Annotated in this window: 8 protein-coding genes; all 8 read right to left on the bottom strand. The window is 54.3% G+C overall.

What is annotated here, in order from left to right; genetic code table 11:
- Positions 1–476: 476 nt before the first annotated feature.
- Positions 477–689, bottom strand: a complete 213-nt coding sequence (gene cspE / locus E8K88_RS06640; RefSeq protein WP_136405878.1) for a transcription antiterminator/RNA stability regulator CspE — start codon at positions 687–689, stop codon at positions 477–479.
- A gap of 311 nt (positions 690–1,000) precedes the next feature.
- The gene (locus tag E8K88_RS06635; protein ID WP_136405877.1) at positions 1,001–1,717 is read right to left on the bottom strand and encodes an SDR family NAD(P)-dependent oxidoreductase; all 717 of its coding nucleotides are present in this window, start codon (positions 1,715–1,717) and stop codon (positions 1,001–1,003) included.
- A gap of 618 nt (positions 1,718–2,335) precedes the next feature.
- A complete protein-coding gene (locus E8K88_RS06630) occupies positions 2,336–5,557 on the bottom strand; it encodes a type I restriction endonuclease subunit R (protein ID WP_136405876.1) in 3,222 nt (1,073 codons plus the stop codon).
- Between the two features lie 23 nt (positions 5,558–5,580).
- Positions 5,581–6,885 carry an McrC family protein gene (locus E8K88_RS06625; RefSeq protein WP_136405875.1) on the bottom strand — a complete coding sequence of 435 codons (1,305 nt, stop codon included), beginning with the start codon at positions 6,883–6,885 and terminating at the stop codon, positions 5,581–5,583.
- Positions 6,882–8,639, bottom strand: a complete 1,758-nt coding sequence (locus E8K88_RS06620; protein ID WP_240754373.1) for an AAA family ATPase — start codon at positions 8,637–8,639, stop codon at positions 6,882–6,884. Before E8K88_RS06620 ends, E8K88_RS06625 begins: the two co-directional genes overlap by 4 nt.
- A 134-nt stretch (positions 8,640–8,773) precedes the next feature.
- On the bottom strand, positions 8,774–10,051 hold the full coding sequence (locus E8K88_RS06615; protein ID WP_136405874.1) for a restriction endonuclease subunit S: 1,278 nt from the start codon (positions 10,049–10,051) through the stop codon (positions 8,774–8,776).
- Complete coding sequence (locus E8K88_RS06610) at positions 10,041–11,600, bottom strand: class I SAM-dependent DNA methyltransferase (protein WP_136406008.1); 1,560 nt, start codon at positions 11,598–11,600, stop codon at positions 10,041–10,043. The genes E8K88_RS06615 and E8K88_RS06610 overlap by 11 nt, the downstream gene beginning before the upstream one ends.
- A gap of 434 nt (positions 11,601–12,034) precedes the next feature.
- Positions 12,035–12,288 (bottom strand): IS3 family transposase (locus tag E8K88_RS06605; RefSeq protein ID WP_168797265.1); only part of this gene is annotated, 254 nt, incomplete at its 5' end.

The raw sequence follows: 12,288 nt of genomic DNA, 5'->3' as shown, positions 1-12,288 counted from the left end.
GAGCACGAAGCTCTAGTGCGACAAGGCCGATCCTTATTAGCCAATACACATTGGCGTTGGTGGGGGAGCTTTGTAGGATGGTTCGCCACGCGCCGAGCATGATGTCGGCCAAAAACAGTTATCGCTCAAGCCAATAAAGCAATGAGGATGTAATACGCTGATGTGTGTGCCTGTGGCAAGAGGCCAAAGACAACCCAGAACGGGGCGAAAAAGCGCAGGATAAGGCTGTTGCTGCTGCTTGCTGGTCAAACTTAAAACAAGCCGGCATAGCATAACATCTTTTAATCAAAAAAGATAGTTTTCATTGCTCCTGCCATCCCCACTCTCACTTAAGCGGCAGGTCACAAAGGCCAAAAAGGAGTCAGCAAGCGGCACATAAGCTGGATAAAAAAAGCGCGAACCCAATCGCGCTTTTTTGTTGGCCTGTGGCCAGGATCGCCAAACAGGGCGCTAAGCCCTGCTCGGATCAATCACCATCAGCTTGCATCACGGATGTTGGATGCCTGTGGACCTTTGGCGCCCTGCGTCACTTCGAACTGAACGCGTTGGTTTTCGGCCAAGCTTTTGAAGTTTTCGCCTTGGATTTCGCGGAAGTGGGCGAACAAATCTTTGCCACCATCGTCAGGAGCGATAAAGCCAAAACCTTTGGCATCGTTGAACCATTTAACGGTTCCGGTTTGTGTAGTCATTGTGACTTCCTTTCAAGATTGCCAAAACGCAAAACGCGTCTGGCGAAGAGACGCGAAAAAAATCTTCAAGGGAAATCGAACGAACCCCCAACGAGTCAGGGACAACACACTAAAACCTATGAGCGGATGCTCTTTCACATATCAACGCGCTAATACTACACCGATTTTGCTGTTCACGCCTGTTTTCGCCATTTAAATAACACGTTATGGTAAAAAGACTGCGAATACAGCATGTATTGATGCGCAGCAGTACGCCACCGCCAGCGTGATTGAACGGGACTGGTGTTATTGCACGGATACAGCCAGCTTGATCAGCTCAGACCAGTCACCGGCAAACAAGCCCCATGAATCGCCCGCGCCTGGGGCGAGGCAAGAAACACAATCGCGGCAGCCAGGTCGGCGGGATCCACCCAGCGGGCAGGGTCGGCATCGGGCATCGCACTGCGGTTTTCTGGCGTATCGATGATGGTGGGCAGCACGCAGTTCACATTAATGCCTTGCTCACGCAGCTCGCCCGACATGGCTTCCGTGACACGGGCCAGTGCACTTTTGGAGGCCGTGTAAGCCCCCATATGGGCCACTCCACGCGCGGCAGCAAACGCACCCACATTGACAATTTTGCCTGCGCCTTGCGCCAGCATGCCGGGCACAACGGCTTGCACCATGTGCAGCACGCTACGCAGGTTCAAAGCAAACAAAAACTCCCAATCATCATCGGGAGTTTCATGCACAGCGGGCCCCATTCTGAAGCCGCCAGCGACATTGCACAGCACATCAATGCGGCCAAACTGGGCCAGCGCTTGCGCGACAACGGCCTGGCCTGCTGATTTCTGCGTCAGATCGGCTGCAAGCAATAATTGGCCTTGATCGCTAGGGCCAAAAGTTGCTTCGAGCTGGGCCTGACTCAAACCCACCAAAACTCTGCGGGCGCCCGCTTGTGCAAAAGCGTCTGCAACAGCACGCCCCAAATTACCGCTAGCCCCAGTGATGACGATGACTTGGTTTTCGAATGCTTGTGCGTAGTTCATGGCGCTGTGCTTGGTGTTGAGAGACGGTTGCGCGTGCGAACACGCGATGGTGGCGATAGCAGCAGCGCCCAAAGGCCACCTCACACAGGCGCACCACAGCGTGCGTCTACCGCTTTTTTGCAAAGCTCCATGCTAGGGGCGAAGCTGCGCAGTATTCATGCATTCTTGCAATCCATTATGCACGGCCTTGCAATAAACATGCGCCATTCACTCAATGGTGCAAATACCATTCACCAGCGTAATAGCCAGCGCATGATTGGGGCAAAAGGGCATTTTTCTGAGCAGACTTATTCAAAGGCCGCTAGCAATCGCCATGTGTGCCTCAAGAACCTGTTGACGGTCTTTGCGCAGACTGCGTAGGTTGGCGGTGTAGTCAATGGCCTCCCATTGACCTTCTCGAAGACCCCCCTTCGGATTCGTCATCGCCACGCGCAGCAGCTCTTGCGCTTAGGCTCTACCCACCATCAGCCATCCTTCTATCTGCTTTGTTGAGCCGCCCTATTCTTCGCCACCGCCACATGGTGGTCGTGAATGCAGCCCTTCTCAAACACTGCATTACCCCAGGTATCACGCAGGCTGCTGGGTTCAGTCAGGTCACAACCGCAGTGACGTGACTGGCTATGCGCCCCAGCTCTCCCCCAATGCCTCGGCCTGCTGCAGCACCAACTCGACGGCTGAATCGGCAAGGTCTGGCGGGTATTTGTACTTGCGCAGAATGCGCTTGACCATCAACCGCAGGCTGGCACGCACGCTCTCGCGTTGGCTCCAATCCACCGTGATGTTCTTGCGCAGGTTTTCCGTCAGCTCATGAGCAATCTTCTTCAACGTCTCATCGGTCAGTTCCTTCACCGCCGACTCGTTGTTGGCCAGCGCGTCATAAAACCGTATTTCGTCATTGGTCAATCCCAGCGTCTCACCACGGGCAGCAGCAGCCTTGAATTTCTTGGCCATCTCGACCAGCTCTTCCATGACTTGCGCCGTTTCAATACTGCGGTTCTGGTATCTGGTGATGACGCCGGTCAGCAGGTCAGAGAACTTGCGCTGCTGCACCACGTTGCTGGCGAACTTGGACTTGATTTCGCCTTCAAGCAGGCGCTCCAGCAGCTCCACGGCCAGATTGCGCTCCGGCAGATTCTTGACCTGCGCGAGAAACTCGTCGTCGAGCAGACCAATATTGGGTTTGTCGAGGCCCACCGCGTCGAAGATATCGACGACGCTTTCGCTCACCACCGCCTGACTAATGATTTGGCGAATCGCCGTTTCGCGTTGCTCATCGGTTTTCTTCTGGGCGCTGATTTCCTTCTTGGTCAAAATGACTTTGACTGCTTGAAGGAATGCCACTTCCTCACGCAAGGCCTTGGCCTCGTCCAAAGTGCAGCACAACGAGAACGCCTTGCTCATAGCCAGCGCTGCGTCCGCAAACCGGCGCTTGCCGTCACGCTTGTTATCTTGGCCCTGGGATTCGATACCCAGCACATGGTTGGCCGCACCAGCCAAAGTCTTATGGCCGCCCGTCAGGAAACCGGAATAGTCATAGCCGTGCAGCATGGCGCGCAGCACATCCATCTTCTCGAGCAGCACGGACAGCGCCTCATGGGCATCCACGGTCGGTTTGCCGCGCCCCTTGCTGGCGGTGTACTCCTTCATGGCGGCCTTGAGCTCGTTGCCGATGCCAATGTAATCCACCACCAAGCCGCCTTGCTTGTCTTTGAACACCCGGTTGACACGGGCAATGGCCTGCATCAGGTTGTGGCCCTTCATGGGTTTGTCCACATACATGGTGTGCACACAAGGCGCATCAAAGCCGGTCAACCACATATCGCGAACGATCACCAAGCGCAGCGGGTCTTTGGCGTCCTTGAACCGTTTCTCCAGCCGTTTCTTAACTTGACCGCTGTAGATATGTGGGCGCAGCAGTGCCTTGTCACTGGCACTGCCCGTCATCACGATCTTGATGACGCCCTTTTCTGGGTCTGGGTCATGCCAGTCGGGGCGTAACTTGGTGATTTCGTCATACAGGTGCACGCAGATATCGCGGCTCATGGCCACAACCATGGCCTTGCCATCCTGCGTCTTGTTGCGCTCTTCAAAGTGCTGCACCAGGTCAGCCGCAACACTGGCGACACGCGGCGTGGCCCCCACAATTTTCTCAAGGGCCGCCCATTGGCTTTTGAGCTGGGCCTGGGTGCCTTCTTCCTCGTCCTCCGCCAGCTCATCAACTTCTTCATCAATGAGCGAGAGGTCTTCGGTTTTAAGCTTCAGCTTGGCTAGGCGACTTTCGTAGTAGATAGCGACCGTGGCACCATCCTCCTTGGCCTGCTGCATGTCATAGACATGGATGTAGTCACCGAACACCGCACGGGTGTCACGGTCCGTGCTGCTCACGGGGGTGCCCGTAAAGGCGACAAACGTGGCGTTGGGCAAGGCATCGCGAAGGTGCTGCGCATAGCCCGCCTGGTATTTGGTGGTGTATTCAGGCTGGACCAATTCAGCGGTCATGGCAGTGGCGCTGGCCGTATCGCCATCGGTCAATAGATAAGCTGCTGCACTGCTGTTTTTTGGTTTGGCCTTGGTGGTTTTGAGCTTGGCTTCAAAGCCGTACTGCGTACGGTGCGCTTCATCGGCCATGACTACGATATTGCGGCGCTCAGAGAGCACAGGAAAAATATCCTCGTCCTCACCCGGCATGAACTTCTGGATAGTGGCAAACACGATGCCGCCCGATGGGCGATTGGCCAGCAGTTGCCGCAACTCTTGCCGCGTGGTGGCTTGTGCTGGCTGCTCACGCAGCAGGTCTTGCGCCAGACTAAAAACACCAAACAGCTGGCCATCCAGGTCATTGCGGTCCGTGATGACGACAATGGTCGGGTTCTCCATCACTGGCTCTTGCATGACGCGCGCTGCAAAGCAAGTCATGGTGATGCTTTTGCCACTGCCTTGCGTGTGCCACACCACGCCCCCTTTGCCGCGCTGAGCAGTGCCACTGTCCGGCCTGGATGCGGCGACCACATGTTCTACAGCCGCACGCACCGCGTGAAACTGGTGGTAGCTCGCAATTTTTTTGACCAAAGTGCCATCCTCTTCAAAGAGGACAAAAAAGCGCAGATAGTCCAGCAAGTATTGCGGCGCCAATGCACCGCGCACCAGGGTTTCCAGCTCGTTGAACTGCCCCAACGGGTCCAAATTCACGCCGTCGATGGTGCGCCACTGCAAGAAGCGCTCCGCATTGGCCGAGAGCGAGCCCATGCGCGCTTCGCTGCCGTCCGAGATGACCAACACCTCGTTGTACTCGAACAGGTCCGGAATTTGTGCCTTGTAGGTCTGAATCTGGTCGTAGGCCTTCCAAAGATCCGCCGACTCCTCAGCTGGGTTCTTCAGCTCCATCAACACCAAGGGCAAGCCGTTGATGAACAAGATGATGTCCGGCCTGCGTGTATGGTGCGGCCCTTTGATCGTGAATTGCTTGACCGCCCAAAACTCGTTGCGTGATGCGTCCTTCCAATCCACCAAGCGGACAAAGTCGCCACGGGTTTCGCCGTCCTGCTGGTACTGCACTGGCACGCCGTTGACGAGCAATTTATGGAAAGCGCGGTTGGCCGACAACAGCGAAGGAATGGCCAGGTCCATGACCCGATGCAAGGCATCTTCACGCGCTGCAGTCGGAATATGCGGATTCAGCCGGGCAATCGCTTCACGCAGACGAAACGGCAGGATGACCTGTTTGTAGTCCGCTCGCTGCGGGTTACTGCCGTCATGCGCAATCTCTGGGCCGCTGTGCGGCGCATAGCCGACCTCGGCCAGCCAAGTCATGACTTCTTGTTCTAATTGGTCTTCGGTCATTGTCTCGATACTCCGTCAATTGCTTAATTGTGTATGGGCGATTTTGTTGCTCGTAGAAATGTGGGCGAGAGCCCTAACAACAGCGCGCCACCATCCGAGTCCATATCAAATGGCGCAGCGTGCAACTTCAGCTCTCTAGGCAAAACAAATTCAGGCAGTGCCGACTCAAAGCGCTGCCAACGTGGATACACCAGATACATCTCTCCAGCTCCAAGCAGATACCTACAGCCATAGGCCAACATCTGGTACATGTCACTTTGCTCTATATCGTATTTTTTATTGCTTAAAGCTTGGTCAACTCGCTTCCATTTGCAGTCCAGCACAGCAACAGCGCAGCCCTCTGCATCCCGCACAACCAAATCAGGCTTCAGTTGAAACATCGGCTGGCTTTTATGTAAGGCTAACGAGTGCTGACGTGGCTGAACATGCAACGTAAATCCGTCCGCCATCTGCTTGCGCAAAGCACGCGTCACATAGTTTTCGAACAGCTTTTCCATCGGAAATAGCAAACTCACGCCATGTGCCTTCCCCTTAAGCGCCAACGGCATGCCTTCACCCAACACCAGCTCACACCAAGGCTTGATGGACTGGTAGCGAGCCATCAAGCGTCCAGAGCCCCAGGCACGCCAGTCTTGCGCCTGACTCATACTTTGAGGAATTTCACCCAACCGGTGGCTTAATTCGTTGGCCACACGCCAGGTGTCTGGCCGTGCAGTCGCTTGGCGTACTCGCTCTAGCGCCAATCGCAACAAACGATTCGCGGCTTGGTTGGGCGAAAACACATCGTGTCGCACATGGAACAAATGGGCCCTGCCTATAGACTGACGCATGTGTGCTGTCGTATTCAGTTGTCCACGTAAAAATGGCAGCTCTTCCTCCTGTCGCACATAGTCAGAGCGCAAGCCCTGTCGTACCAATTGCTGCAAATGCTGCACAAACTGTGTCATCACCCACTCGGTAAGCGGCACATCAAAGTGCTCCAATGCGGCAGTGGATGCCTCTTTGCCCGGTAAGTCCAACAGCGCTGCCACGACCTTGCGCAACAGCTTGCGACTGCTTTGCACATCGTCTGCATCCGAGAAGGTCTTGGGTAACACCTCCAGGGTTGTGCCGCACGGTGTCTGCACCACACCGACCAGGCTATCTAACCGTAGCCAAGTCTGCCCCTGCAGCTCCAGCAGACTCGCTCCGCCTTTGCTTAACCGGCTTTGCAACTCGCACAGCCAAGCAAATGCAGAAGGCGAAACGTGATGCGTATCCAAAGACGGCGCGCAATCTGCTGTCGTCAGCCTGGCATATTCTCGAACGGTGACAAGATTGGTCTTCAATTGACAATATCCGCAGTTTTGGCATCTTGCTCAGGAGCCTTAGCCACCATCGCCGAACCCATCGTACCGGCGTCAATCACCCCTGCAAAGCTGGCCAATGCATCAAACGCCAAGGGATTGAGGCACCACCGCTTATCAACCGCCTGGACGCCATGGTTTTCGCCAAACAACACATCCAAGCTCTTGCCATGCTTTTGCACAAAACGTTGGCCGGCAGGCTTGCGGTGGTCGTTCAGTATCCAGGCGATGCGCTCCCAGTCATCAAAGAAATACTCCTGCAGCAGTGGAATCACCCGATTCTTAAAAACCTGCGCCAGTCTTGCCCGCGATGCATCTTCGCGCAGCTCCATGAAGTAGGCGTGGCCCAGTTGGTGCGCGCGGTCCAGCAATGCCTCAATGCGCTCATTCATCACGCGCAGCAATTCGGCAATATTCACGCTGAGGCCGCCTTCACTCACCACCACGCCCTTCAAGGCATCGGGGTCAGGCATTAGCTCTTCGAACTCAAAACGGCGTCGCAGTGCCACATCCAGTCCCGCCAATGAGCGGTCTGTCGTATTCATCGTGCCGATGATGTACACATTGCTTGGCACAGAAAACTTCGTTTTTGAATACGGCAGCGTCACCGACAGCGCTTCCGCAGCCCCTGCGCGCTTTGAGGGTTCTAGCAAGGTAATCAGCTCGCCAAAAATGCGCGACACATTGCCCCGGTTGATTTCGTCAATCACCAAAACATAGGGAAACTGCTCATCACGCTTTCTCAGATCGAGCCCTCGAAGTTCGATGTTCGCATCGGTCAATGCCTTCTGCAGATTGGGCCATGACATATTCCACAGCCGATACACCGTCTGCAGAGTCAACTGCTTGCCCCCGTTGATTGAGGTTATATCCAAATTAAGTCCGGTAGCCAGCCAATGCACTTGCAGCTTGTGGACGTAGTCTTCGCGCACGCCTACCGGTACCGTTTCTTCGTAAACGTAGGGCCCAGTCACGACCCCAACAGCTTGAATCGTTTTGACGGTCTTCAGGCAAACCACAATATCCCCGACTTGAATTCGGAAGCCAAAGTTACGTAGCGAGCTCTTTTCTTTTACACCGAGATTCTCGTCATGCTCAAACTGTTCTGACTCAAGATTGCCAACATCGCACCAACCTATGCGGGCCTCGTCATGCGCAAAGCAGTATTGCCGCGTTTGCCCGTCACTACTAGCTTCTTCAATCGACATTTTCCAGACATTAGCATTTGGGCTAATGCCTGCTTTCGCCTCTGCTAATGGGTCACGCTGCGCATCCTCACAAAGCTGTTTGAAAACTCCTGGCTCAATGCGGTAGGCAAGTGCTGATACGTCCTCATCCACCTCATTCTCCCTAGAAAGATTGGCTCTTATTCCTTCTACGAAATCTTCATAACTAAAGCTCTGGTGAAAGGTAGTGAAGCGAACACGCCTCTCATCATTAAGCAGCTCATCAAATCGTAGCTTCAGCCGCTTTCGCTTCGCATCCTGACTCAGAGTAGTATCTGCCTTCACTTGTGCTAACAATTTCGGATCTAGAATTTGTATGACCTTAGTAACCGTACTGTAGGTTTTTCCGGTACCAGGCGGGCCAAACACAATTTGATTCAATGGTGCCGATGGGGCTAAGGTCATCGCATTTTTCTCCGGGTTTGCTGGGGTAGGAGGCTTGATGACAGCCCCACAGTCGCCAATGTTGTTGTCTGTATGCTCTGCTTCTCCATAGGCCAGCTGGCTCACGGAAGGAGACGCTTTCTTGCACGGTGAATTTGATAGTGGATAGTGGTCACATTTCGCTCAATTATCAGAACTTTCCAATAAAAAACACATGGAAATGCTCATAAAAGAAGTGCAGAAAATGTTAACTTGATGGTTTATACCACTGGCTCCACCAAGGCTTGCGCTTCAGGTAAGCGTAATTGGCCGGAGATGAGGCGGGGGAGCAAGGTGTCACGGAGTTCTGTAAGCTGCCTAATTCGGGAGCCATTCATCTGCGCAACTAATGGCACCACAATTTCGCAAAATTTCTTCAAAACATCTTCTGTGGGGATTGCCACTAGCTCAGTGTCGAGAAAATGGGTGGTTTGGAAATTTGCGATGCCGGTGCTTTGATTTTGGTACTCCCATGTCTTTCCTTGGGCATAGATAAAAATCAATTGCTGCGCCAAGAGGTACGACAAGTCAATCTGAGAGGGGCGGAAAAGCCTGCAAAAACTAGCAGGCTCCACAGGACAGTCAAATCTCGAAAGAATTTCTTCTGTTATCAGTATTGAACGGCCAGTCGGCTGGTCTTTGCTTCCACCGGACACCTCAATAACAATATCACCGGCTTTTAGTTCTCTATTTTTCAGCTTCTTTTGAGTCGTAAAACGAATAGGAACTCTGTTTTCACTGCATGCATGAAGGTCTGGAATATCTGTTCCACGAATAATGGCCACACGGGTGTCATTTGACTCATCTGGTGCATCATTTCCCCAATCGCCACCGATAGTGTGCGACAAGCACTCACCAAATGGCACAAGCCTCCACCCCTTCGGCACCATCCCCAATTCCGACTCCTCAAAGCTATCGGGAAAGAGCGCGGCGGTTGCGGCGTCCATGCCTTCGGGGGCGCAACCTTGTTGTTTGGCCTGAACGGGGTCGAAGTCCACAAACCACGACTTGAACAAGGCTTGGGCCATGGCCTCCAGCGTGGCATTGGTTTCACGTAGGAGGGTGATGCGGTCGTCCAAATCACCGAGAACCCTAGCGATTCCAATTTGCTCTTTCAACGGTGCAACGTTTACCAGCGCTTCGTGCAAATGATTTCTGTTGACCCCCGGCACAGCCGCCTTATCTGAAAAAGCGAAGAAATCAATGGTTTTTAGAAAGTAGTGAATAAATTTAGGGTCGTTGCCTTTGAAGTCCTTCACATACAAAGTTGTATTTAATGGCCAGAAATCTTCGGGAATATAAAAAACTTGTCCCAAAGTTCCATATCGACCCGTTACAACGCCAGGCCCTTTGACCATTGCTGAACTATGTTTGTCAGTAATACCAGAAGATGAAACTAGCAGTATTTCTCCTGGCTCACGCTTTGCTTGCGGCAAGTCATAACCACGCTTGAGTTCAATAAATTCGCCAAGTTTTCCCTGCAGCCACTCAGAACTCATACCCCAGCCCCCCCAGCTTCTGCCGAATCACCGCATCCAGCTCCGCGCCCTTCTTCATCTGCTCGCCCAGTTGGAGGGTTAAACGCTGCATCTTCTCAGCAAAAGCTTCGTCGTCGTCTTCCACTGCTTCCGCGCCCACATAGCGGCCTGGGGTCAGCACATAGCCGTGCTGTGCAATCTCAGCGAGCGGCACGCTGCGGCAAAAGCCGGGTATGTCTTCGTAGGCTGAGCCATCGTCTGCTTCACCGCGCCATGCGGCCACGGTGTGGGCAATCCGGTCAGTGGCTTCATCGGTGAGTTCGGCCTGCACGCGGCTAATCATGCTGCCCAGTTTGCGGGCATCGATAAACAGGACCTGGCCCTTGCGCTGCGCGGGTTTGGCCTTGGTGAGGAACCACAGGCAGGCGGGAATTTGCGTGTTAAAGAACAATTGGCCGGGCAGCGCCACCATGACTTCCACCACATCGGCCTGCACCATAGCGGCACGAATTTCGCCTTCGCTGTTCTGGCTGGATGACATAGAGCCATTGGCCAGCACAATGCCGGCGCGGCCCGTGGGGTGCAGGTGGTGCAGCATGTGTTGCAGCCAGGCATAGTTGGCGTTGCCTTGCGGCGGCGTGCCGTAGACCCAGCGCGGGTCGCCCTCCAGGCTGCCGTGCCACCAGTCGCTGATGTTAAAGGGCGGGTTGGCCAGGATGTAGTTGGCGCGCAGATCCGGGTGCTGGTTGCGCACAAAGCTGTCGCCCGGCTCTTTGCCCAGGTTGAAGTCAATGCCGCGAATGGCCAGGTTCATGGCCGCCAAGCGCCAGGTGGTGGGGTTGGATTCTTGCCCGTAGATGGACACATCGCCAATCTTGCCGCCGTGGCTGGCAATGAATTTTTCTGACTGTACAAACATGCCACCCGAGCCGCAGCAGGGGTCGTATACCTTGCCTTCGTGCGGGGCCAGCACGGCCACCAGGGTTTTGACAATGCTGGCTGGCGTGTAGAACTGGCCGCCCTTTTTGCCTTCGGCACTGGCGAACTGGCCCAAAAAGTATTCATACACCTGCCCCAGCACGTCACGCGCTTGGTCTGGCGTGTCGCCAAAGCCAATGGTGGAGATTAAATCCACCAGCTCGCCCAGCTTGCCGTCTGGCAATTGGGCACGGGCGTAGCGCTTGTCCAAAATGCCTTTGAGCTTGGGATTTTCGGTTTCTATCAGTGCCAATGCATCGTCAATGCGTTTGCCAATGTCGGGCTGCTTGGCGGCAGCACGCAGGTCTTCCCAGCGGGCCCCTTCAGGCACCCAGAATACGTTGCCTGCAAGGTAGTAGTCGCGGTCTTCCAGCTCGCCTGCAATGTCTTCATCGCTGGCATCGCCATAGAACAGTTCATCGTCTGGGTCACGCAGGCGCTGGGCCAGCTGCGCGCTGTAGCCAGTAAAGCTGTCAGAGATGTATTTGATAAAGATGAGCCCGAGCACCAGGTGCTTGTATTCGGCTGCGTCCATGTTGGCGCGCAGCTTGTCGGCAGCGGCCCAGAGTGTTTTTTTAATGTCGTCGAGCATGCGGGAGTGGATAGACACAATTGAACAACTGATTATGTCTGATAAGCCGCGACCGATTTTCTTCGCTTTTGGGTACGACTGCGCACCCTCCATCAAAGCAAGCGCTTATGGGGGTGATTCCCCTAGGAGCCTGCGCGCAATCTCGACGCAACCGCATTGAAGCCCCGCAGGATGCAATGCGCGGCAACAACCACAGTCGGGCTGGCTGCCCGGCGAATATTTTTAACACAGCAGTGCGCCTTTTGGGCTTCAACCCCCAACACCACAAGGAGCTGCAAGGCACACAAAAGCGCATTCCCACTTATGCGCTCAGCTTCTCAATTGATGGGACGCACCTCTCACATATAGCTCCCCATCTCTCAGTTTATGCGTCGCACCACCACAGTGCATCTGTGAGTTGTCAGAGAAGTTGAGAATGAATCGACCAGTATTTACTAGACAGTTTTGAGCCTCATGGAATTGCGTCTCTCGAACTCTACAGGAGATAGGCCTTCTGCAGAAGAATGCCTGCGAATCGGGTTGTAGAACATTTCAATGTAGTTGAAGACATCGCTGCGCGCTTCTTGCCTTGTGGCATAGATTTTTTTACGGATGCGTTCGCGTTTTAGCAGTTGGAAGAAGCTTTCTGCCACGGCATTATCGTGACAGTTACCGCGCCTGCTCATACTGCAGCACAGGTTGTGGTCCT

It is taken from the genome of Lampropedia aestuarii (assembly GCF_004803635.1).
GTDB classification, from domain to species: domain Bacteria; phylum Pseudomonadota; class Gammaproteobacteria; order Burkholderiales; family Burkholderiaceae_C; genus Lampropedia; species Lampropedia aestuarii.
The sequence above is the reverse complement of the archived record's forward strand: the minus strand, read 5'-3'. Positions and strand labels throughout refer to the sequence as shown.